17 protein-coding genes are annotated in these 22,798 nt (G+C 66.5%); 6 read left to right on the forward strand and 11 right to left on the reverse strand.

Annotated features, from left to right (window positions below; all coding sequences use genetic code 11):
• Nucleotides 1-71: 71 nt before the first annotated feature.
• The gene (locus tag VXD91_RS16590) at nt 72-1,775 is read right to left on the reverse strand and encodes a ParB N-terminal domain-containing protein (protein WP_293017028.1); all 1,704 of its coding nucleotides are present in this window, start codon (nt 1,773-1,775) and stop codon (nt 72-74) included.
• A 610-nt stretch (nt 1,776-2,385) separates the two neighbouring features.
• On the opposite strand from VXD91_RS16590, the gene VXD91_RS16595 reads away from it, so the two are divergent.
• From VXD91_RS16595 to VXD91_RS16620, 6 genes are read left to right on the forward strand one after another with little or no spacing between them, the layout of a single operon-like run.
• Nucleotides 2,386-2,631, forward strand: a complete 246-nt coding sequence (locus VXD91_RS16595; protein ID WP_293016974.1) for a hypothetical protein — start codon at nt 2,386-2,388, stop codon at nt 2,629-2,631.
• Between the two features lie 25 nt (nt 2,632-2,656).
• Nucleotides 2,657-3,475, forward strand: a complete 819-nt coding sequence (locus VXD91_RS16600; protein ID WP_293016975.1) for an ESX secretion-associated protein EspG — start codon at nt 2,657-2,659, stop codon at nt 3,473-3,475.
• Between the two features lie 26 nt (nt 3,476-3,501).
• Nucleotides 3,502-5,187, forward strand: a complete 1,686-nt coding sequence (locus VXD91_RS16605; RefSeq protein WP_293016976.1) for a MinD/ParA family protein — start codon at nt 3,502-3,504, stop codon at nt 5,185-5,187.
• 2 nt (nt 5,188-5,189) lie between these two features.
• Nucleotides 5,190-6,602: a type VII secretion integral membrane protein EccD gene (eccD, locus tag VXD91_RS16610; RefSeq protein ID WP_293016977.1), complete on the forward strand. Its 1,413-nt coding sequence runs from the start codon at nt 5,190-5,192 to the stop codon at nt 6,600-6,602.
• The gene (mycP, locus tag VXD91_RS16615; protein WP_293016978.1) at nt 6,602-7,978 is read left to right on the forward strand and encodes a type VII secretion-associated serine protease mycosin; all 1,377 of its coding nucleotides are present in this window, start codon (nt 6,602-6,604) and stop codon (nt 7,976-7,978) included. Before eccD ends, mycP begins: the two co-directional genes overlap by 1 nt.
• A gap of 43 nt (nt 7,979-8,021) precedes the next feature.
• Entirely contained in the window at nt 8,022-9,554 is a 1,533-nt protein-coding gene (locus tag VXD91_RS16620) for a hypothetical protein (protein WP_293016979.1), read from the forward strand.
• A gap of 103 nt (nt 9,555-9,657) precedes the next feature.
• Here the strand turns inward: VXD91_RS16620 and VXD91_RS16625 are convergent, their stop codons facing one another.
• From VXD91_RS16625 to VXD91_RS16670, 10 genes are all read right to left on the reverse strand, one after another.
• On the reverse strand, nt 9,658-9,945 hold the full coding sequence (locus tag VXD91_RS16625) for a WXG100 family type VII secretion target (protein WP_293016980.1): 288 nt from the start codon (nt 9,943-9,945) through the stop codon (nt 9,658-9,660).
• Nucleotides 9,946-9,989: 44 nt separating this feature from the next.
• Nucleotides 9,990-10,301 carry a WXG100 family type VII secretion target gene (locus VXD91_RS16630; protein ID WP_293016981.1) on the reverse strand — a complete coding sequence of 104 codons (312 nt, stop codon included), beginning with the start codon at nt 10,299-10,301 and terminating at the stop codon, nt 9,990-9,992.
• Nucleotides 10,302-10,380: 79 nt separating this feature from the next.
• A complete protein-coding gene (locus VXD91_RS16635; RefSeq protein WP_293016982.1) occupies nt 10,381-11,724 on the reverse strand; it encodes a PPE family protein in 1,344 nt (447 codons plus the stop codon).
• Nucleotides 11,725-11,745: 21 nt separating this feature from the next.
• Nucleotides 11,746-12,063 (reverse strand): PE family protein, encoded by a 318-nt coding sequence (locus tag VXD91_RS16640; RefSeq protein ID WP_293016983.1) that lies wholly within the window; start codon nt 12,061-12,063, stop codon nt 11,746-11,748.
• A gap of 189 nt (nt 12,064-12,252) precedes the next feature.
• Entirely contained in the window at nt 12,253-16,437 is a 4,185-nt protein-coding gene (gene eccCa, locus VXD91_RS16645) for a type VII secretion protein EccCa (protein WP_293016984.1), read from the reverse strand.
• Between the two features lie 17 nt (nt 16,438-16,454).
• A complete protein-coding gene (gene eccB, locus VXD91_RS16650; protein WP_293016985.1) occupies nt 16,455-17,957 on the reverse strand; it encodes a type VII secretion protein EccB in 1,503 nt (500 codons plus the stop codon).
• Complete coding sequence (gene eccA, locus VXD91_RS16655; protein WP_293016986.1) at nt 17,954-19,786, reverse strand: type VII secretion AAA-ATPase EccA; 1,833 nt, start codon at nt 19,784-19,786, stop codon at nt 17,954-17,956. Before eccA ends, eccB begins: the two co-directional genes overlap by 4 nt.
• The gene (locus VXD91_RS16660; RefSeq protein WP_293016988.1) at nt 19,783-20,091 is read right to left on the reverse strand and encodes a hypothetical protein; all 309 of its coding nucleotides are present in this window, start codon (nt 20,089-20,091) and stop codon (nt 19,783-19,785) included. Before VXD91_RS16660 ends, eccA begins: the two co-directional genes overlap by 4 nt.
• A gap of 168 nt (nt 20,092-20,259) precedes the next feature.
• Nucleotides 20,260-21,852: a PPE domain-containing protein gene (locus tag VXD91_RS16665; protein WP_293016989.1), complete on the reverse strand. Its 1,593-nt coding sequence runs from the start codon at nt 21,850-21,852 to the stop codon at nt 20,260-20,262.
• Between the two features lie 21 nt (nt 21,853-21,873).
• On the reverse strand, nt 21,874-22,767 hold the full coding sequence (locus tag VXD91_RS16670) for a hypothetical protein (protein ID WP_293016990.1): 894 nt from the start codon (nt 22,765-22,767) through the stop codon (nt 21,874-21,876).
• Between the last annotated feature and the right edge of the window lie 31 nt (nt 22,768-22,798).

Here is a 22,798-nt window from a genome sequence, read left to right on the forward strand (position 1 = left end):
ACGTGGCTGGACCGGTGATGCATGGTGCATAACGGCTGACGGGTGCTGGTTGGTTGGTGATGCACGGTGCATCACCGGCTGGCGGTGTCGAGCTGGGCTCGTTCGTAGGCCGTGGGCTGGTATCCGACTCGCTCGATGAGCAGTTCGACGTGGCTGACGGCGTCGTCATCCCACGCCTTGTCTTTGAGTTCGGCGGTGTGCAGTTCGGCTGCAGCGACGGCGCGGTGGAAGGCCCGGGCGTTGCGGGCCTTCTCACCCGGCCCTTCGGCGCTGGCGTCCCAGTCACGCAGGAGCGCGTTGACTGCCGAGGTTTGGCTGCGCGCGGCGACCCCGGACAGGTACTGGCGGACCAGAATCTTGAGGAGTTCGGCGTTGCTCGGTTGGTGGGTAATCAGTGCGGCGCAGGACTCTCGACGGCGCTTCTGGGCGGCCGCTGAGGCCGCTGCGTCGGCTCGCTTCTGTTCGGCGATCGCCGCCTCTTCGTGGTCGATTTCGTCCGGGTCGTCGTCGAGGTCGTCGTACTCCCCCGCGCTCTCCCCCGCGTCGGAATCATCGGCGTCGGCCTCGCCACCGGCCTTGGCCGCCAGCGCCCCGGGACCCTCTGCGGCCGCCGCGGAACGCTCGGCCTGACCGTTGGTGGCGGGTTCCGCTGCGCGCTCTTTCGTCGGTGCCGACGCGGCTGGACGGCGGTACAGATCGAGCTGTCCGGTGTTGGTGTTGATGGCACCTAGGACGTCGTCGCCGGCGTTGTACTCCCCGCGGCTGATGCGGTGATCGACGTAGCCGTCGCCGAGTTCTGTGCGTGGGTCGTCGACGAGGTCGATGCCCAACTCGGCTGCTTCGGCCCGGGCGTCACGCTCGGCGATAACGCGTTCGGCGGCCCGTGATGCCGACCAGTTCTGCTGCAGCACGAGGCGCTGCGCTTCGATCTGTTCGACGCGCCGTTCCTCGGTGTCTTGTCCGGGGTCCTTGCTTTTCTGCCAGCGGCGCACTGGGCCGTATGGGAGCTTGCCGGCCAGGGCCGCTGCTTCGGTGGGCGGCAACTTGATGGGCTGCGGCTCGTTCGGCACCCGAATGCCGACGTCGACGGCGGCGCGGACTTCGGGGGCCAACAGGTTCAGCGCCAGCTTGCGCTGCACAGTGGACTGATCGACGCCCAGTCGATCGGCAATCTGACGCTGACTCAGGCCCATGTCGGAGTACCGCGCGTACAGGTCACCTTCGGCGAGGTCTGAAAGGTCTTTTCTCCCAAGGTTTTCCGTGGCCATGGCGTCGATGTCGCCATCGTCTTCCATGATGCCGTCATCGACGACGGCGGGGATGGTGTCACGGCCCGCCTCGAGTGCGGCGGCCCGTCGACGGTGCCCGTAAACCAAAACGTAGCGCGCATCTGGCGAAATCCCTTCCGCCGCAATAGGTCTCACGGCTGCGAAGGATTCGCGCGGGACGACCAGCACGGGGAGGCGGACGCCGTTGGCTTTGACGCCACGTAGGAGCTCGTCCCATTTCGGGTCCCCGGGTTCCGGCTCGGAGCGTGCGTGGTCGTTGAACGGGTGCGGTGCGATCTCGGCGACGCGGATTTCGACGACGCGGTGCGCTTCGTCGGCTGCGACGGCAGACATGCCGGCGATGAGGCCGGTGTCGTCCGTCTCGTCGGCGGTGATAGCGGGGGAGAGGTCCATATCGCTGGCGGTATCTCCGCCCGCAAATTTTGCAAAGCGGTTGGCGGTCTTCTTGCCGACGGGCTTCGCGGGGCGGCGAGCCCGGGTTGTCATTCCTGCCACTTGTGACTCCTTCCTAAATGCCGGTATTAGGGTATAGGTGCTGTAGGGGTGGGACTCGGATCTTCGAGGGCGTGTCGGGGATGGATGTCAGGTGATGCACGCTGCATCACCTGAACAGTCGGTTGCGTGCTTCGACAGCATGTTCGTCACGTGACGTTTCGGGGGGTAGGTAGATGCATGGTCCCCATCAGCGCGGCGAAACGCTCTGATGGACTTCCTTGGTGCGGCCCAATTGTGGCAGCCCAGTTGGACACGTGCCATAGATCGCCCATCCGCCCAGCCCAGATTGTCGTCCGACGCCGTTGCGTGCGCGCATACCCACATATGCGGCGCGTATGCGCATATGTCCGCACGCGGTATGCGCATCGCTCGATATGTCGATACGCGTCTTCCGCCGATTTGTGTAGGTAGCCCCTACATCAAGCAGGCACACTGGACTTAGTCGGTTTGACACATGCAGCTATTCGCGCACGACCGACAAACGGGGGTAGGGGATCGATATGGACTGTTGCGTTACGCGATCTATTTGTCGTGTCCGGGTTCTGTGCTCTACTGCGGGCACGTGGGGTTGGACCCAGAAAGGGAAGGGGTGAAAGCCACGATGGCCACCGAGGATTCAAAGCGGGAGACCGCCGGTAGTGCCCTCGTCCGCGAGCTGTCCCAGAATGCCGTGGAAGCAGCGGACAAGAAAGAGGCGACCACCCTTCGACTGAGGGGCTCCACCCTGCGCCGGCTCAAAGAGCAAGAGCGGCGGTGGAATACCTCCATGTCGCTGATCACCGAGCGGGCACTGTCGCCCGTGCTGGACGAACTCGAAGCCGCCGAGCTGCCCGACATAAAGGAATGAACTGACCATGACTAGGTTCGAGGCGGTGGAGATCACCGCGCAGCAGGCGTGGTTCCTGGCCGAGCACCTTCACGCCGGCAGCTTCCCCTGGAAGCTGGCTATCACCGCTCCCTATTTCGATCCCGCCGAGCGCGATGACTTCAACGCCAAGACCAAGGCCGAGCTCGTCGCATCCGGTGTCATCGATGCCAGCGACAACGTTAAAGCCTCTGTTGCGCAGGCGATTCGGACAACGTGCCATGCATCTCAGTGGCTGGAATGGCTGACCCTGACTAGCACCGACAACCAGCAGGTCCTGCGCGGTGTCCTGGCCCGTTCCTCCGATTCCGATGCCGTGGTCGCGCTGCGCTACGCGCAGATGGTGACGTTCACACCAATGCAGCTGGCGCACAGTGAAGCCATCGTGCCGATCATTACCTCGGGTCTGCCCGACGATGTGCGACCTGCGCGTTTCAACGAGTTCGAACTGCCCATGGACATCGGAAAGTCGATCGACTCCCGCATCGGGCGCGGCGCGGACATCGTCGACACCTTGACCGACCTGGGCATCCCCGAAGAGGATGCCGAGATCATGGAGATCGCCCGCACCGGCGAGCGGATCACCGTGGAGCTCACGGCTCACCAGGCCACCAACGGCTCCCGCCACCAGACCGACGTCAGCGTCAACCTCATCAGCACCGAGGTCGGCCTGATCCTGGTCAGCCCGGTTCCAGGCACGCCCCGCCAGGGCGGCGTGTCGGTATGGGCGCCGGGCGAACCATTCGCTATTGCGATGGCCGTACGTGAGTTGATCAGCCGATTGCCGTCCGGCACTTGGTTTCCCGCAGAGAACTTCGATATCTGACCATTAACTGGAATGGACACACAATGATGAGCACACCACCTGATTTCTTCACCTCCAACGACGACAACGACCCCCACCGCGAGGCCACCGGCGACACTGACGGGAATGCGGCCGCCGCCCCGGCCGATGAGGGTCAGCACCGCCAACCTGAGCCCGGGGAGAGCGGACCGCTGCACCACGCAGCGCCGCAAGTGGGGGAGCGGCTGCAGCCTCCTTCCCAGCCCCAGCAGCCCACGCAGCCCACGCAGCCGCCGCAGTGGCAGCCCTCTCCGAGTCAGAGCGGCCCGATCCCGCAGGTCCCCCCGCCCGATCCACAGGCACCGCAGCGGCCTTACCAGACCGGCCCGCAGGCGCCGTACCAGCCTGGCCAGCCGCACATCCCTGGCCTGCGGCCGACCCCGCCGCCCTACGGCGCACCGCAGCCCGCCCAGCCTCCGGCCGGCGAGCCACGCAACAACACCGGCCAACACCGCCTCGCGCAGCAGGGCTATGTCTTTCCCACCCCGCCGCAGCCACCGCGCGACCCTTCGGCGCCGCAACCAGCTCGCCGCGTCGACGAGGAATACGATTCCGAAAAGACCACGACCATTTCGCCCGACGCCATCGCGCAGGCCCGCGAAATGTCCGGCATGGGAGCGTTTTTCGAGGCTCCGCCGGGAGCCGCGGCACCGCAGCCACAGGCTGGCGCACCGGCGGCCGGCGGGTTGTTCGGCGGTCCGATGGCCCGCGGCGAGTCGTTCAATCCGGTGGGCTACGTCAGCGGTTCTGATCCCGCCCAGATCGTGACCACGTCTCGACACATCGACCCGACTGGGTGGCGAAAGGCCGTGTCAGTCATGTCGTTCGGGCTCATCAAGCCTGGGCCGAGCGCCAAGCAGATTGAAGCCGATGAACTTATCCGCAGTATCCGCGCCTCTCTGGTCGATGTCTTCGTGGTGGCGTTCGTCAATTCCAAAGGCGGCGTGGGCAAGACAACGATGGCTGTGGCCACCGGCAACGCGATCGCCCGTGAGCGCGGTGACCGGGTGATCGTCGTCGACGTCGACACCGATCAGGGCAACTTGTCGGACCGCTTCTATGAGCACGGGGGAGCCACGGCGAACATCCAAGGGTTCGCGGCGATGGAGAAGGACGCCACCGGCGTCTATTCCATGATCCGCCGGTACACCGTGCAGAACGATGACCGCCTCGAAATGCTGTCCTCGCAGAACAATCCGACCTCGAACTATCGACTCACCAGCGTCGATTTCGAGACCACCATGAAGACCTTGCGGTCGCACTACAACGTGATCATCTTGGACTGCGGCACGGCGATCACCTCACCGCTGTTTCAGGCGATCGCCAAGCAGGTCGACTGCCTGGTCGTGGTCGCCTCGCAGGACAGTCCCGGAATCAACGGCGCTGGCCGAACCCGGCAGTATCTGGCCGCCCACGGAATGGGCCGGCTGCAGGCGAAGACGGTGGTCGTTCTCAACCAGCAGAGCCCGCAGAAACCCAAGGTCGATATCGAGGATGTTGCCGCGCAGTTCCGTGAGGGCACCGAGCACGTGCTGACGGTGCCGTTCGATGATCATCTCGACGAGGGTGGGGCAATCGAGTTCACCCGTATGAAGAAAAAGACACAGAAGGCCGTCACGAAAGTAGCGGGCGCGGTCGCCAGCTTCTATCCGACACGGCAGCAGCCGCAGGCTGACGGGATGGGGGGTTACTGAGGATGGATCCTGCTGTTGCCACCGGATTGGTGCGCGTCAAGGTTGTGGGGGAGGACAACTCGGCCGACATCGCGCTGCCGACGGGGCTGCCGATCCGTGAGTTGATTCCACGGATACGTAAGACGCTCGCCTCCGGCCGCGACGACGACGAGCTGCCAGAGCGCGACAACATCATCGCGTTGCGCCCGTATTCGCTTGCGCCGCCAGGGTCTACGCCGTTCAGCCTGGATGCGACGTTGGAGGCGCTGGCGGTCGACGACGGTGAGTTACTTCTGCTGCGCCAGCTGCCGCCAGGGCCTACCGCGCCGCCGGTGGTCGAGAACATTGCCGATGCTGCCGCGATCCACTCGGCCAGCCAGTTCAAGCCGTTCACGCAGTCACTGCTGCCCGCGGTCGCTCAGATCGTGGTGCTGGTGCTGGGAGCGTTGGTGTGCGGCCTGGCGTTGGCGACGTGGCACGGTCATCACCGGTGGTGGGCGGCGGCCGGCCTGGGTGTGCTGACCGTGGTGTACATCGCGGCCACTGGGGTGCTGGCCCGCCGCGGCGAACCGGTGGCCGCGGCCCGCATGGGTGTGGCCAGCACGGTCCCGTTGGCGCTGGCCCTGGCAGCGGCCCTGCCGGGCGATGGGGCCGCCCCTCGGGTGTTCTTGGCCGCCGCCGGCCTGGCGGCCTGGTCGCTGGTGATGCTGACGTCGACCGCCACATGGATTTCCACGTACACGGCGATGATCGTGGTGTCCGCCTCGCTCGCGCTGTTGGCGGCGTTGCGCATCGTGGCCCATCTTCCGTACGTGACGCTGGGCTGCGTGCTGATCACGATTTCGCTGTTGACGGCACGGTCCGCTCCTACCGCTGCCGCGGTGTGGGCGCGGTTCCCGCTGCCCAATGTGCCGGCCCCCGACGAAGATGATCCGCCGCCGCTGGCGCTGTCCGAGATCGAGGCACTCCCGACCAAGGTGGCTCGCTCCAACGCCTATCAGAACGGCATGATCGCCGCGTCGGTGGTCATGACCGTGATCGGCTCGGTCATGGTTGTGTGGCTGCCGGCCGCACCGTCACTTTTGGCCTGGTGGCTGATGATCGCCACGGTGATGGTGACGGTGTTGCGGATGCGTGTCTGGGATTCGGCGGTGCCGGCGTTGTGGCTCCTGTCGGCCCCGTTCGTCGCCGCGGTCGCCCTGTCTGCGTCCTTCGCGCTCAGTGGGCATCTGCTGGCCGCGGTCTATGCGGCCGCGGCGTTGGTCGGCCTGGTCACGCTGCTGCTCGTTGCCACCGCGCTCAAACCGGGGGCTCTGACCATCCCTCAGCGCCGGTACCTCACTCTCTTCGAGGAAACCCTGTTGGCGACGATCTTTCCGGCCATGGTGGTGCTGACCGGCCTCTACAGCCTGATCCGTAATCGGGGGGCCCTGTGATGTTTCGACAAATCGGTTCTGTCACAGCGGCTGTGGCGCTGCTGGTGCTGAGCAGCCCGCTGCCCGAAGCGGCGGCGCTGACCCTGCCCGTGGTCGATCCCGCGGCGCTGCCTCCTGACGGGCCCCCGTCGCCGTCGCAGGAGTTGCGGTTCAACGGTGCGTGCGCGTTCTACGGCGCGCTGCCAGGCTTCGATCCCCACGCTGTCCCGCCCAGCCAGGCGATGCTCAACTTGCCTGAGGCGTGGAAGACCTCGCGGGGGAGGGGAGTGGCGGTCGCGGTCATCGACTCCGGCGTCCGGCAGCAGCCGTTGCTGCCCAATGTCACCGGCGGCGGTGACTACATCGACCCGTCCGCCAACGGCCTGACTGATTGTGATGGCCACGGCACTGCGGTGGCCGGGATCATCGGGGCCCAGCCCGGGCCGGACGGGTTCGCCGGGGTCGCCCCGGAGGCCGCGATCGTCTCGATCCGGCAGAGCTCGGCTCAGTGGTCACCGAAGATGCCCTCGGGCAGCGACCCACAGAAAGCCAAGACTGCCGGCGATGTTGCGACCCTGGCCCGCGCGATCCGCCACGCCGCGGACATGCCGGGGGTGCGCGTGATCAACATTTCCCTCACCGACTGCATTGCTCAGTACAAAGAGGTCGACCAGGCCGCGCTCGGCGCCGCGGTGCGCTACGCCGCCGTCGACAAGGATCAGGTGATCGTGGCCGCGGCCGGCAACGCTGGCGAGAACAACTGCGACTCGAACCCGCTGACCGACCCGAACAACCCTGGTGATCCCCGCAACTGGGCTGGCGCCACCACCATCTCCACCCCCTCGTATTGGCAGCCCTATGTGCTGTCGGTGGGGTCACTGACCCCCGAGGGGCAGCCGTCCGGCTTCACGATGGCCGGGCCCTGGGTGGGGATCGCCGGGCCGGGCGAACAGATCGTGTCCCTGGGCAATGCTGACAATTCGGGCTTGGTCAATGGGCTTCCCTCGACCAAGGAACCACTGGTACCGATCAACGGGACCAGCTTCGCGGCCGCGTACGTCTCCGGTGTGGCCGCTCTGGTGCGTTCGGCGTTCCCCGATCTGACGTCCCGCCAGATCGTCAACCGTCTGGTCGCCTCGGCGCACAACGGCCCGCGCTCGCCGTCAAACTTGGTGGGCGCCGGTGTGATTGACCCTGTGGCCGCATTGACGTGGGATATCCCCAAGGGCGATGCCAAACCGGTCAACGCGCCCGTGGTCCGCGTCGCGCCGCCGGCACCTCCGCCACCAGATAACCGTTTGCCCTACCTCATCGCCTTCGGCGGTGGCTTCCTTGCCCTGGCCGCGGCCGTCGGCTTCGTCACTGTGATTGGAATGCGCCGTGGCAACACACGTTAGCCAGCGATCCCGTTTCATTCCCGCCGCGCCGAGCTGGCGCCGGGTGAGCATCTTGGTGACCCTGCTGATGCTGGGGTGGGCTGCACTGGTGCCCGCCGGTCACAGAACCCAGTGGTGGCACTACGTGATCGGCGTCGTCCTGATCGTGGCTTTCCTGGGGTCCTGGCACGGCCAGCACTTGTCGACCACCGTGCACCGTTGGACGCCTATGGCGCTGTACAACAACCGCCAGCGTAAAAGCGGCATGCAGAATCGTCGGCGCCGCAATGAATGCCAGGACAACGCCGCGCCGCCGGCGCCGCGTTCGGACACGCTGGAGGCGCGGATCGTCATCCACCTGCGGCCTCATCCGCACGGCTTGACGACACCGTCGGACACCACCGACCAGCTGCCGTGGGAGTTCGTCACCAGCTGGCTGAACCGTTACGGTGTGCGCGCTGATGAGCTGAACATCACCTCGATCACTCGCACCCCGCCGCCCAGTGGTCTGCGCGTCGATGCGGCCTCACTGTTGACCAGCCGGACTCCGCAGCACCGTGAAACCTGGCTGTCCTACACCTTGCGGGCCGATCAGAACATCGGGGTGTTGACCGCACATCGCACGACCATGGGCACCCCGGCTGGCGGCGACGGCGGCGGTGACGATGACCGTGAGGGGCCGAAGGCGCCGCAGCGGGCGGCACTGGCCGACACCACCGCGCGCCGGCTGCTCGCTGAGCTACGCGAGCGGGGGTGGCTGGCCACTATCGACGACACCGAAGCGGTGCCGCAGTTCGTCCCTTCGACCGCCACGGTGCGTCGCGAGACGTGGACTGCCACTGAGTACAACGACGGATTCCGGGCGATCTACGCGGTCGAGTCAGGCGCCCTGCAGACGGTTCTGGAGGCTCTGCCGACGCTGGGCACCAAGGCCCTGTGGGTGAGCGTCACGATCTCTTCACGGGGCAGTCAGCCCACCACCGTGGCCGCCTGCGTCGGCACGCTGACCGGGACCAAGCCAGACCGTAACCCGTTGCCGGGGTTGGCCGGTTTCCACGGCCTGCACCGCCAGGTTGCCGCGGCGATGACTGCCACCGGTATGGATTACGACTTGCCGACCACGCAGGTCGATCCGGCCGAGTTGGCTTCGCTGCACTGGCCGACATCGGCGCCCGGCGTCCCGATCGGCTTCAACCGGCAGCGCCAGCCCGTCTATCTGGGTCTGGCTTCGCCCGAGCCGGTGCGCATCACGGTCACCGGTACTCGAGAATTCCACGTCGGCATCGTGGCGCGACTGGCGTTGTCCGGTCTGCCGATCTGCGTGGCTGTGACCGACGTCCGGCAGTGGGGTGCGCTGGCCAACCACGGTGCGCCGCAGCAGTTCATTCTGCCGCCGACACCGCCGCCGGCGGATGCGATTGTGGTGACCGACGGCAGTATCGAGGCGCCGGCCAGTCCGATCACGGTGACCCTTCGTCGGCCCCAGGCCTCCAAGGCGCCGGCGACGACCATCGTGATCACCCAGGACCTCAAGCACGCGAACCTGTTTCAGATCACGACCCCGCAGGGGCATCAGATGTTGAGCACGCGCGTCTGATGGAGGTTCCTGCCAGCTGTTGAGTGCTGTAGCCACGCGAATGGGGCGGTCACCGTAATCGGTGACCGCCCCATTTCTGTAGACGAGCTCTACGGCTACGGGGTTAGACCCACTTGCCGCCCTCGGCCGCGTCGCGGCCCTGCATCGTCAGGGTGTTGTTCTCGTGGGCGTCGGTCATGGCCTTGTAGGCGGTGACGAGCTCGTCGAGAGTCGAGTTCCACTGCTGCTGCCAAGCCTGGTAGCTCTGGCCGGTGTCGCCGGTCCAGCCGGCGGCCAGGGCACCCTGCTCGCTGGCGATACCCGAACCCACCGACCGCAGTGCGGCACCGTAGCCGTTCATTTCGCCGGCGTGGGCGAGCATCGCCGGGTAGTTGAAGAGAATTTGCGACATCTGTTTGTCCTTTCAGAGATGAGAGTCTGTGCCCTGCAGGCGGATTAGGCGGGCAGTGCCCCGCCGGCGGATGCGATGTCGGACGCGCCGGCGGCATCCTGCGCGGTGTAGGTGCCGGCACCCTCGTGGATGTTCGCGCCTGCGACGTCCAGCAGCGTGTTGATCTTGCCGGCAGCTTCGACGAAGCGGGTGTGCGCGACCTGGAAGGCGACGGCGGAGTCACCCTGGTGGGTGGCCTGCGCCTGCTGCGCGGAGGCGTCGGCCTGGGCGATGGTGCTGCGCATCAGGCCAGCCTGATCGGCGAAGCTCGACGAGGAGCTGACCATCTGCGGAACGTTTGCGTCAAGCAATCCCATGATGAAAGTCCTTTCCTGACTAGGGATTTCGGAATGGTGTTGAGTTGTGTTGATTCGCGTTAGGTGTGCGCGGCTGATGTCAACGGGCCATCGCGAAAGTCCCCCCGTCAACGTCGTCCTCTTCGTCGACCGCATCATCGGCGTAGGTGTCGACCGCTTCCGACCGGCTGTTGCGCTTGCGGTGCGCCCCCGAACCCATCATGCCGCCCCCGGCGCCGCTGCCGCTGGCACCGGCACCCGAAAGTGGCGTTGCCACAGGGGAAATCCCGCGTGTGGCGCCGCCGGCCATCTCGGCCGTCGATGCCGGTGAGGCACCCCAGGTGGAGGGCATCAGTGGCCGCGACGGGCCCGAGCCGAACGCCCCGCCGGCCAAGCTGGTCATCCCGGCCGGGTTGAAGCCTTTGATGGCTCCGGTGCCGGGAAATCCCACGGGCATCGCCGCGGCGGGCTGACCGCCCAGTCCTGACGCCCCGTGGCCGCCCATCTGGGTCAGCAGCTGGCCGAGGGCCTGTGGGGCACTCTGCAGCATCTGGGGGGCCTGGGTGGCCAGTTGGGCGGGCTGTTGGATGGCGGACGCGGCCGCCTGGGGCGCGCTGCTGGCCATCGAGGCAGCTTGCTGCATGAAGTTGGTGGCAGCGTTCTGGGTGCCGTCTTTGAGTTGGTCTTGCTGCTGGGCGTTGTCCCGCGCCGACGTCTGCTGCCCGGGCGCCTTGTCCGCGATCGACAGCGGGCTGGTGGCAGCTTTCTTCACCAGCAGCGCGTCGCTCATGGTGTCGGCGCCGGTCAGCGAGGCCCCGCCTGCCGCGGCTTCCCCTTGGGTGAGGAAGGACGCCGCGGTGGCTGCGATGTTGCCGGATTCTCCGACACCGGGGATGAGGGTGATCGGGGACGGTGGCGTTTCCACGATGGAGTCCAGGCCCGCTGTCGAGGCGCCGTCCCAGCCCGCCATCACGTCGCCGGCCTGAATCCACATCCGCTGGTAGTCGGCTTCGTTGAGGCCGATCGGAATCGTGTTCACCCCAAAGAAATTGGTGGCGTTCAGCGTCGCGTTGACGACATGGTTTTCGATCAGCTCAGGCATCGTTGGCATCGTCGCCACTGCTGTGCCGTAGGCGGCGGCAATCTGCCCGTGTGCCATTGCCGCCCCGGTAGCTTTGGCCACCACGGCGGCCAACCACGCCAGCATCGGCTGGTGGGCCGCGATGAACTGTTGAGCGGACGGTCCCTCGTAGTTGGACTGGATGTAGGACAGGATTCCTTCGAGTTCGGGGATCGCACTGCCGTACTGGGCGGCCAGGTTCGTCCAGGACGTCCCCGCCTCGATGATGCCCGCCGCGGTGCCGCCGGTGGTCAGAAGTGTCGAATGCACTTCCGGCGGCAGGGCGTGCCAGATCGGGGGTATCGGTGGTGCTGGTGCCAGCATCGGTTCTGTTCCGGCCCGCCGTTAGACGCCGACGCCACCGGCGGCTGTGTAGATCGCGGCGCCTTCGGCATCGCCGATCTGGTAGCTGATCGCGGATTCGGCGACGCCGGCCGAGGAGCTGGTCAGCTCCGCATTGCCCATGGCGGCCGTTACCTGGTGCTCGGCGCCCTGAGCGATCAGCGACATCGAGGTCTTGATCGACGGGAGATCGGAGCCGGGCGGCAGGATCAGGCTGGTGGCCACCGCGTGCTCGGCGTTGGTGGCGATCAGTCGCCCGGTCAGTGCGGCGACCTGCGCCGATGCCGAAGCCAGGACTTCTGGAGTTACGTCAAGAATCATGAGTGAAGCGTCCCCTCTGTTTTGCTGCCAGTTCCATTATCGCCGCCGGTCGACCACCGGCCTGACGCTTTTTTGCTGGTCTGGTACTCCCCGAAAACGACGGTACCGTCAGCAAACGACACATGCCAGACATTGCAGCACGCGGATTTAGCACCAAACCACCGCTGTAGTGCTCATTTAACATGCCGGTTACATTTCGTGTGGTGCGGTCAGCTGGATGTAGTCGCAGTTCTCTTCGCGTGAAGCGATCAGGTATCCACGTCCAGGCGCCAACAGCTCGAACTTCACGCCGCGAACCTTGTCGGTTTGCGCCGCCGACCCGAGCAGAATCCGATCGGCGTTCTGCGCGGAGAAGGCCCCCGGCAGGGTGCTGGCGTTCATCTCCAGGTGGCCCAATCCGGTGGCGCGGTGGGTCACGATGACGCGCAGTCCGACGTCACGAGCGGTCGCCAGGTGCCGCAGCAGCGGTTGGAAGACCGGCACCAGCTGTCCAACCGGCTGGACTCCGGCCGGGGCGCCAGCGGGCACCGGTGCGTGAACGGTCACCTGCGCGGGGATCACGTCGACGTCGTCGATGAACAAGTAGATCTTCGGGCCGTCGAATGTCCACTCGTGCAGCTCATCCCAGCCGGCTTCGGAGTTCACCTTGGGTTTTCTGTTATCGCAGATTTGTCCGATCGCGGCGATCATGCGCGCCATGCCCTCGGCGGTCGTTTCGTAACTGTCTTCGCCCGGGATCAGCAGTGACGTGAGCGATCTGAGTTCACGCCGAGGGCTGAACACCGCGACGATCGCGTCGTTGTGGTCGCGGCGGCGGGCCACCACGTTGCGCACCAGGTTGTCGATGAACGGCGTCTTTCCATGGTGGTCGTCGCCGTAGACCGCCAACAGCGGGGCCTCCGCGAAGTCGAACACCTGAGGCTGCAGGTCCCGGCCGCGGATACCCACTGCGTACTTCTCCCCGCCCAGGTTGTGGGGCAGTGACGCCGCAGGCAGCAGGGTCGGCAGCAGCTGCGGCGCCGGCACGGGCCGCGCATCCTTGTAGCGATCCACCAATGCGGCGACGGTGTCACGGACCTTGACGTCCAGCTTGTCCATGCTGGCTTGACCATCGGTGCGACCGACGGCGAACCGGATCACGTCCCCCGTCTTGGTGATGCCACGACCGGGCATCCCGGTCGGGATGCGGTCTTGCGGCCGCATCAGCTTGTCGTCGACCGCGCCCTTCACCTGGGATGTGTTGGCATTGGCCAGCTTGAGCTCGTAGTAGACCGCCATCGTGTTGGTGACCTGTCCACTGATCCTGACCCAGTCTGCGGCAGTGATCACCACGTGAATGCCGTTGCCGGCGGCGGCCAGGCGTTCAAGGTTCTTCTCGTGGGGGTTCCTCGGATGCATGATGTCGGTGTTGTCGGTATAGAAGTTCTCGTAGCCGTCGATGATGACGAACAGATCGATGGGGTAGCCGTCGTCGAGCGCGGCCTCACCTGCCCGCCGCCGGCGGCGGTATTCGTCCACCGAGCCGATGTTGTGCAGCTCGAAAATCCGCCGGCGTCCGGCCGCTACTGCGTCCAGGTCGGTGAACAAACGCCGGTTGAGCTGGTCACGGTCTTTTCCACCGATCGCCCCCACGTGCGGCAGGTCCCGAACGGCTCCCAGCGCGGGACCGCCATAGGCGAACGGGAAAAATCCGACTTCGGTCGGTGCATACCGCGAGGCGGCGGACAGAATGAAACTCTGTACCACCATTGACGTTTCGTCCTTGTTCATGCCCAGCACAAACATGTTGCCGGTGCCGTCGTCGCAGCTGTAGGTCAACAGGCCGTGGGTGAGGCGCCGTGGCATATCGATCTCACCGAGCGGCCACCACGGGGCATCCGAGCGCGGCGGCAACGCCTGCGCCTCGGCGAGCACCTTGTCCAGTGGGATCGGGACGTCCAGGGGCGGTGCCCACAGCTGGGGGGCTTTCTTGCCGTAGTGCGCGGCCAGCTGCGGGCCGACCGTCAGCACCAGGGAGCGTTCCTCGCCTTTCTTGAAGAACGACTCCGCTTCGATCTCTTCCTCGATCACTGTCGCTTCGTCGGGCTGCACCCGGCCAGCGGTGAAGACCCGCGCCCGGGCATCAGCCGAAATCACCCGGCGTGTGATCGTGGTGGGCGGCTCGTAGCGCGCGGGCAGCATGAAGCTGCGGAATTTGACCGGTTCTGCGCCCGGGGCGCGCACGAAATAGCCTGTGCCCTTGGTGTTTTTGCTGTCGGGGATGTGGAAGGCGTCGCCGTAGCCGATGACCTGTCGCGAGATCGAGTCGGAGGCCACTTTGAGGGCGATCCGGTACTGGGTGTTCTTGTCGATGTCCCTGATCTTGCCGACGTCCAGGGTCTGGCTGGCGAACAGGAAGTAGATGCCCTGCGAGCGGCCCTTACGGGTCACCTTGTCGAACACCTCAGCCATGTGGGGGTGGTCTTCGAGCAGCAGCGAGAACTCATCGACCCACACCAGCATGTACGGCACCGGTGGCAGATGGGCACCGGCCGGGGTCGCGCGGGCTTCGTTGTACTCGACGATCGACTTGAACGGTTCGCCCCGGACCTGCATGCCGGCGTCGTAGAAGATGCGGCCGCGCTGGTCGAGCAGACCCAGCAGGGTGTCACCGAAACGGTTGACTTCGGACTTTTTCTCTTCCAGGTTGGTGATGATCGCCGCGACATGTGGGTAGCACGCGAACGCCTCGAATCCCGCGCCGTCTTTGAAGTCGGTGAGGATCGCTTGCACGACATCGGGGGAGTGCAGCGCGAATACACCCAGCGCCAGCGACGCCAAGGTTGTCGACTTGCCGGAGCCGGTCATGCCGATCATCAGGCCGTGTGGCCCGAATCCGCCATCGGCGGCGTCTTTGAGGTCGTGCATCAGGGGGGCGCCGTTGGGTTGCAGTCCCATCGGCACCTTCAAGATGGGCTCCAGGATGACCGGCTCGCCGGTGCCCACGGGCAGCATTCGGGGCTTCCACAGGGAAGCAACGTCGATCTTGGCGGCGTTGTCAATCCCCAGCATGGCCAGCATCGTTTGCGCCGCTGCCGAGTCCGCATCCTGGCCGCCGGCTGGGGCGCTGTCCCACTTGGACATCCGTCGTGCCAAATGGTCGATCACGGGCATGCTCAGCGTGTCGGGCTCTGAGCAGAACGTTTTCCAGCGGAACTCGCGCCACTGATCCATCTGCAGTGTGGCGCCGTCGCTGTACGGGTTGATCTGCATCCGCAGCACCAGTTCGCGTTCGTGGGGCGCATAGTCGCGGTCGGGGCCGGCGCCATCGCGGTAGGCGATCACCGTGACTCCATCCAGCGCAGACAGGCGCCGCACGACGGCCAGCGGTGCGGCCGGATCGTCGACGATGATCACAAAGTGCTTGTGAGACTTGGTGACCCCTGACGCGTCGACCGCACCTTTTTCGTCGACGACCTTGGCGCGGCTTTTGAACAACGGGTCCAGCGCCGCCGCCACCTCGCTCAGGTTGTCCGACAGGTAACGGGCCGGGCCCGCCCCGTCGATGTCCTGACTTTCCGCGTGGGGCAACCACTTTGCCCAGCCCCACTGCTGCTCGAGTTCCGGGGACACGACGGCCACACCAAGGGTGTTCGGGTTGTGCCAGCAGACCATCTGTGCGCTCCAGGCGCGCACCGCGCCACGAAACGCTTCCCGGTCGCCGTAGAACCCGATCAGGCCACGCCCGGCAAGATCAATTGCCTTGGGGCAGTGGGGAACTACCTGTTGGACCGCACGCAGGTGCAGCAGGGCCAGCTTGGTCACCGGCTCGGAATCAAGTTCGGAGGACTCGACGGGTTTGACCCTGATCTTGTTGGCCAGGCGGACCTCGTCACGGCCCACCCGCACCATCAGGAAATCCGGATCCGTGATGCCGCGTTCCCACAGTCGCGGCGTATCGAACACCGCTTCCAGCGCATCAGGGTCAGGGTGCGACCACTCGGCAGCGGCACGCTGCGTCGAGGCGGCCTCGCGGATGAGTTCGGATTTGCCGGACAGGTACCGCAGATATTCGGCGCGTTCGGAGTCGATCTTCGGAGTGGTTACGTCGTCTTCGGTGGCGCCCTGCGCGCTCACCGAGGAGTACAGTCCCAGGCCCATCATGGCCATCATCAGCAGGTACATCGGGTTCATCTGCCGGAACCCCATGTAGATCATCATGCCGACCATGCCGACCATCACCAGGCCGAACACCCAGGGCAGTGCCTTTTTGACGGCGGGCTGCGGGATCAGCCGCGGCAGTTCCGGCGGCGGGTCGAGCATGAAGTCGGGGGCTTTGTTCGCTTCCCATCGCGGCCCTTGAATCCGGCGACGCGCCTTGTGTTGAGTTCGCATCAGAGATCGTCTTTCGATCAGTGCGCTACCAGCGCATCGGTTTTGGACAAGGTGGGGCCGGCGGCGAACAAGCTGAGCACCGACCAGGGGATCGGCAGCGGCTCCGCGGTTAGGCCGAGGGCTTGGGCTGGGGTGGTGGGCTGGTTCTTCTCGGATTCCAGCCCGTATCGCACACCCAGGTCAGAGACCCAGAACTCGGACTCTTTGGTGGTCGACGTGGGCTGCTGTCCGGTGACCTGCACAAGGAACCCAGTTCCCTTCGGCAGCAGCACTTTTGCTGCACCCCCGGGCGGGGCCAGGGGCTTGGCGTCAGGGGCCACCGGCACGCTCGGACCGGCCAGCAACGTCAGGCTCGAGGTCGGCGCACCGGCCAGCTTGACCCACTGACCACAGGTCACCGGGTCGGTCGCCGGATCGAGCACTTGCAGCGGACTGGCGGGGTAGCTGTCGACGGCGATCACATCGGTCTTGGGGGCCTTGCCGACTTGGTCGGGGGTCAGCGCCGGCGGCTCGATCAGCCCGTAGGCGTTGTTGGCTCGCAGGATGGCGGCCACCACCGCGGAGATCGGCTGGATGCCCTCTGGGCCCACCACGTAGTACCGCAGCGCGTTGTTCTCCTGGTGATCGACGATCACCGATCCGATCAGTGGTGCGGCCTGGCCCGGGACCGGCCATGGGAACCGGGGCGGGTCACCGGCGTTGGGGATGAACGGCACGACCAGCGGAGGCGATTCCGGGATCAGGTTGAGCAGTGTGCGGTTGATCGGCCTCGCCAGGGGAGTGTCGATGCTGATGCCGACCGCCGACGCCACAGGTGCGTTGGCCAGGTCGATCTTGCTGCGCTTGTTGCCCCAGATCAGCCAGGTGCTCTTGCCGCCGTCGATGCTGGCCAGTACCGCCGTGTTGGCGGCCATGGCGCTGGCGTGGCCCGGTCCCGGTACGGGGTCGCCGGCGATCACGGTGGTGCCGGCATCGGGCCCGCCCGCGGCATCGCAGACCAGCCATCGTGCATCGCGGGTGGCGTTTTGCACCATGCGTGACGGGGCGTCGGGGATGCCCACCTTGTTGCCCAGCGGGAAGCGGTCGATCTCGCTGGGTTTGACCGGGGTGGGGTCGTCGGGCTTGCCGGCGATCAGGCGTGCGCTGGCCAGGTTGAGTACGGGGTGCAGGGTGTCGTTGATCCGCACGTACAACTCGTTGCTGCTGCGTTCGGCGAGCACCACCTGGTTGCCGCTGATGCCGGCGGGTTTGAGGATCGACAGGATGAAGGCGAAGGCGCACATCACCGCCGCGAGCAGGGCACCGACACTCAAGGCCCGGCCCTGCCGGCGCAGTGGGTCGGTGAGCATGCGGGTGTCCCTGAGGGCGACGGCATTACTGATCCGCCGGATCAGGAACCTCCACCCGGAGATCTGATGGCGGGTGACAAAGCCCCAGGGCTGCTCGCGCTTGCTGGCCGAGCTCAGCAGGGGGCTCTTGGATTTGAAGCCGCGGCGGGGCCGCTTGTCGGGCATGGTCATCGCGACGCTCCCGTTGTGTCACTGGACAATTCGATGTGGTTCTCGTGTTCGGCGCGGGCGATTTCGCGGGTCAGCGCCGTCTTGAGGTCCGCGCTGGTGATGATCTGCATCTCTTCGTCGGTGGCGTCGTCGCCCTTGCCTTCGCGATGCAGGCGGAAGTCGCGCTCCTCCTCGGCGAAACCGATGAGGTTTTCGGCCAGGCGTCCGTTGCCGAGCACATCGATCGCCGGCCGGCGCCGTCCGTTGCTGTCCAGGGCCGTGGACTTGGACAAGCTGGTGTAGGCGTCGCGCAGCGGCTGCAAGTCCTCGATGACACTGCCGCCCAGGGTCGCTTTGAGGACGGTGATCTCGACGAGCTCGTCGACGGTGTAGGTCGGCAGGGTGATGCTGCGCGTGAATCGGGACCGCAGACCATCGTTGGAGTCGGTGAATTGATCCATCAGGTCGGCATAGCCGGCGACGATCACCATCAATATGTCGGCGTGGTTGGTCAGCGCGGGCAGCAAGATACCGAGCACAATCGGCCCAAAGTCGTTCTCGGAGTTGGTGCTGGTCAGTAGATAGGCCTCGTCGATGAACAGCACACCGCCGCCGTTTGCGACGATCTTGTTGATCATTTCTGTGATCTTGTGTTCGGAGCCGCCGATGACCTTGTCCACCAGGTCGGCGCGACCCACTTCGAGGAACATGTAGGCGGGAATGATGCCTGCGGCGCAGGATTTCTTGGCGACCGCGCGGGCGAGAGTGGTCTTACCGGTCCCGGGCGGGCCTTTGATCACCAGGTGTTTGGACTTGTGGCGCACCGGAAGGCCCCGCTTGGCGCGGCGTTCGTCGGCGACCGCGCTGGCCACCTGCCGTTCGATCTGCTCTTTGACGTCGGCCATGCCGACGAGCTGGGCCAGTTCTGCGTCCGCTTCGGCGTTCAGTTCCGCCCGCCGGTCAGCGCCGAGCTGGCGCACGAAGTCCTTTTCACCGGGCTCGGTGGCCGCATCCCAGTAGTCGATGCGGGCGTCGATGCGTGCGGCAGTGGTCGGGATGATCCCGTAGCCGGGGTCACTGAGCGCGGTGGCGATCGTGGAGCGCACCGATTCGTCGATCCCATCGACGGCATAGGCCTCGTTGAGCAGCGTGGTGGCCTCGTCGGTGTGGCCCAGCGCCCGGGCCGACACCGCGGCGGTCACCAGGGCGTCGCCGCTCGCTGAGGCGATCGGCCCGCGGCCCACCGGCCGCAAGCGCTCGTAAGCCGGTTCCCACATGCCCAGATACGCCTCGGCGAGGCCCTGTGCCACCGACATCGCCTGATACAGGTACGGGTCGCTTTCCGGGGTGAGCTTCGGGGTCAGTGGCGCCAGCACCCGGCGCACGTCGTGCCAACGCTTGGCCTTGAAGTAGATGACAGCGAGCATCCAGCCCGCGAGCACGGGCTGGGCGTGCTGTATCCGCTGATCGATCAGTGCATGCGCGGCCGCGAACTCGCCGTCGGCGGCCCGGGCGGCGGCCAGCGCCAGGATTGCTCCGTCGGCGCCGCGGGCCGGCAGGCTCACGTACAGGCCGGTGTCGAAGGTGAAGTCCAGAGCGTTGGCGGCGACATCGGACGCGGCGATCAGCTCACCGGCGGTGTCGATCGCCCGATAGGCGTGCTCGAGTATGTCGCGCTGGGCGCCGCCGGCGGCGGCCAGGCCCAGCCAGCCGTCGCACTGGTCAGGGTGTTGGGCGGTCAGGCGCTCAAATGCGTTGCGCGCGACGCGTTTATCGGGAATCTGGCGCCGCCCGTACACCTCGGCGCCCAGCGCGATGCAGCTGTGCTCGAACTGTTCGATGAGGGTCATCGCTGCTCCAGCGCGGCCGCCACTTCCCCGGTGACCTTGCTCGACACCTGCGCGTACCCTTCGGCGGACATGTCCAGCAGCAGCTCGCGGAGCTCGGCGCCGGGGTAGCGGTCGAAGATGTCGTCGACGAAGGCGGCGTCGGTGACCATCCCGTCCCCGGCGAAGGTGATCGTGTTGTCGCCGTCGGGGCAGGGGATGGTCACCTTGAGCGCGGCGACATTGCGGCGGGCCGTGCGTACGCGTTCCAAAAGCTCACGGCCACGGGCGATCTCGGCGGTGACTGCGGGGTGAAGCGGAATATCCATGCGGCGCCTAACGGTGGTGAACTGGTGTGGTCTGAGCGGCGGTGGGCTCGTCGATGACACCGGCCCCCACAGCTGTGTGTGTGCCGATCCGGTGTCCCGGATTCCCCTGTCGAGCACTCATGCCATCAGCGTGGCACAGAAATGCGACACGACGGCCAACGTCTCTGCCTAGCTCTGGCTGTCGACGGCCTCGGAGCGTTTGCGCTTGGCGATGCGCTCTTTGATCGCACTCGTCGACTCAGGGTTGACCACCGGTGCCGGCTGCGCTTTGACCTGGCCGTCGATCCCGTCGCGGCCGGCCTCTTCCACGTCAGGCAGCGGGCTTTCGTAGCTGCGGATTCTCTCGGCTTTCCCGTCGCCGCCGGGCTTGTGCCCCATCGGCATCATGCCCATGCCGCTGCCAGAACCGGCGCCCGCGGCGCGGGCCGCGGCGGCCGCTGCGGGCTTGATCGGCTCCCCGGTGGCCTTGGTCGCCGACGGCGATCCCGACAGCGACGAGGCGTGCACACCACCGAGCGGGTTGGACGGTTTGATGGGGCTGCTGCCGCCGCCGCCCTTGCCGGCGCCGCCGCTGCCTTTACCCAGGCCTGCCGGTTTGGCCAGCGCCGCCGGTTTGATCGGGCTGGCGGCTTTCTTGGCCGCCTCCCCGCCGAGCTTGGATACCTGCTGGCCGATCTGCTGGGCGGCCTGCCCCAGCGTCGACAGGGGATTGTTCTGGCCGAGGGATTGGGTCAGCGGGCCGAGTGCACCCATGAGGGGGCCGAGCATGTCCTGGAGCCCGCCGCCTTTGCCGTCCTCGCCGCCCAGGGGGTTCTTCGCGTTCTTGTCGGTCTTACCGGCGTTCTTGTCCGAGCTGGCCTTGCCTGGGTCTAGTCCCGGATCGGGTAGATCACCGGGTGGGGTGCTGACAGTTTCGCCGCCGACCTGGTAGCCGTTCATCGCCGCGGTTTTCTGGGTCTCTTTGTCGGTCAGGGCCGCTTGCAGGGCATCGACTTTGGGCTGGGACAGGCCCCCGGTCATCTGGTTTTCCATGACCGCGTCGGTGTATGCGGTCTTGAGGGTCTGCCATTCGACGGGATGTCCGACGGCCGTCATGGTCGTGGTGTGCAGATCACCGGCCGCGCCGTATCCGGCAGCCAGCGCATCAGCGTGTCCGGCGACTCCAGCGGTCCACGAGATGGCTTGGGTGAGCCGACGCATGAGGCCTGGGTGCGCTTCGGACTGCCCGGCTGCCACGATGTGGCCCTGCGCTTCGGTCAGGCTGGCGTTGGCTGCGTGCGCGCGACCGGCCAGCGTCGTCAGTTGGGTGGCCGCCGCTGTCGCCGGGGCGGGCCCGGGCCCGGTGACCAGTTGGGTGGCCAACGTTTCGCCTTCGGTGCCGCTGATGTCGGGAATGGGGGAGACCGTGGGCATGCTGACCGGGCCGGGCGACCCGGACGCCGGCGCGCTCGAGGTAGATGCCGGAGCGGCCGGTGAGCCACCGCCGCCGTATCCGGCCGCGCCGGCGGCGTCGGTGGCCTCGTACGCGCCGGCGGTGTCGGTGATGGCCGCCGAGGCGTTGGATGCCTGGGTTGCGCCAGACTGCACGTGGGCCACCAGCCAGCGCCGGCGCGCGTTGAGGTTGTTCATCACCGCCTGGGACACCGTGTCGCTCCCGCACGGGGGAACGTCCATGGTCAGGTCGGGATGCAGGAATTCGCCTGCGTTACTGACGAATTCGCTTGCCCGACGCAACGCGTCGGTGTCGATGTCCAGCGCCACGACGTCCCCCTAACCCCACGCCTACGCGGAAAACTGGACCTGCTGATATCCGGCCGCGCCGGCAGCGTCCTGCCCTCGATAGGTCGCGGCATGCTCGTTGAACCGGTCGGCGTACACGCCCCACTGCGCTGTCTTGGCTTCCATCGCGGCCTGTTTTTGGGCCAGGCCCGCGACCACACCGACAGCCACCGGGTATCCCATCGCCCCATGGGTGGCGATGATGCGGTTGACCTCGTCGACGGCCGCCGGCCCGATTGCCGCGGCTTGGCGCTGCAGGTCGGCGTACTGGTTGGCCACATTGTTCAAGTCCGCCGGGTTGACGTCGAGCTTGTTGGCCTGCCCCGCGCCGTCGCCTTTCTTGCCGTCTTTGCTCGGGTCGTAGGAGGCGGGGTGCGTCGAGCCGGGGGCGTCGGGTCGCTTGTCTGGCCACCACAGGTCCGGGTCGTTCTTGTCTTGCACGTACCTGTTCATCCAGTACGGCGGCAGCTCCCCGGGGTGACTGGGGTGCCAGCGGACCGGGTCGTCATCGCGGGTGCCGTGAATCCCGTCGAGGGTCGAACGCGGCATCGGGGCGCCCGGAACGCCGTCCGGGGCCTTCGGTGTGGTGGTCGGCCACAGCGGCGACATGCCCATCGGGCCGTGCGATCCGGGAGGGCCGTCCGGGTAGACGATGTGCGGCGGCGGTCCGGGGTCCGGCGCCGGGGTGGTGTGTGCCGGGGCTTGAGGTGTGACCGGCCACAGTGGCGACATGCCCATCGGGCTTTCGCCGGGGTTCACCGGCGGCGGTGTGGGCTCGGGGGCCGGCGCGGGAGCCGCGGGCTTGACCGATGGCCACAGCGGGGACATGCCCATCGGGCTTTCGCCGGGGATCACCGGCGGCGGGGTGGGCTGGGGAGTCGGGTTGGGCTGAGTCATCGTGTGTTCTCCTGCGTTCTAAGCGATTTCG

The organism is Mycobacterium sp. SM3041, from assembly GCF_039668335.1.
Taxonomy (GTDB): Bacteria; Actinomycetota; Actinomycetes; order Mycobacteriales; family Mycobacteriaceae; genus Mycobacterium.

Excerpts from the sequence above, each read along its gene's own strand:
- VXD91_RS16625 (WP_293016980.1), bottom strand. The coding sequence starts at position 9,945 with ATGTCGCAAATTCTCTTCAACTACCCGGCGATGCTCGCCCACGCCGGC.
- VXD91_RS16630 (WP_293016981.1), bottom strand. The coding sequence starts at position 10,301 with ATGGGATTGCTTGACGCAAACGTTCCGCAGATGGTCAGCTCCTCGTCG.
- VXD91_RS16635 (WP_293016982.1), bottom strand. The coding sequence starts at position 11,724 with ATGCTGGCACCAGCACCACCGATACCCCCGATCTGGCACGCCCTGCCG.
- eccB (WP_293016985.1), bottom strand. The coding sequence starts at position 17,957 with ATGACCATGCCCGACAAGCGGCCCCGCCGCGGCTTCAAATCCAAGAGC.
- VXD91_RS16670 (WP_293016990.1), bottom strand. The coding sequence starts at position 22,767 with ATGACTCAGCCCAACCCGACTCCCCAGCCCACCCCGCCGCCGGTGATC.
- VXD91_RS16640 (WP_293016983.1), bottom strand. The coding sequence starts at position 12,063 with ATGATTCTTGACGTAACTCCAGAAGTCCTGGCTTCGGCATCGGCGCAG.
- eccCa (WP_293016984.1), bottom strand. The coding sequence starts at position 16,437 with ATGCGAACTCAACACAAGGCGCGTCGCCGGATTCAAGGGCCGCGATGG.
- VXD91_RS16595 (WP_293016974.1), top strand. The coding sequence starts at position 2,386 with ATGGCCACCGAGGATTCAAAGCGGGAGACCGCCGGTAGTGCCCTCGTC.
- VXD91_RS16660 (WP_293016988.1), bottom strand. The coding sequence starts at position 20,091 with ATGGATATTCCGCTTCACCCCGCAGTCACCGCCGAGATCGCCCGTGGC.
- eccD (WP_293016977.1), top strand. The coding sequence starts at position 5,190 with ATGGATCCTGCTGTTGCCACCGGATTGGTGCGCGTCAAGGTTGTGGGG.
- eccA (WP_293016986.1), bottom strand. The coding sequence starts at position 19,786 with ATGACCCTCATCGAACAGTTCGAGCACAGCTGCATCGCGCTGGGCGCC.
- mycP (WP_293016978.1), top strand. The coding sequence starts at position 6,602 with ATGTTTCGACAAATCGGTTCTGTCACAGCGGCTGTGGCGCTGCTGGTG.
- VXD91_RS16590 (WP_293017028.1), bottom strand. The coding sequence starts at position 1,775 with ATGACAACCCGGGCTCGCCGCCCCGCGAAGCCCGTCGGCAAGAAGACC.
- VXD91_RS16605 (WP_293016976.1), top strand. The coding sequence starts at position 3,502 with ATGAGCACACCACCTGATTTCTTCACCTCCAACGACGACAACGACCCC.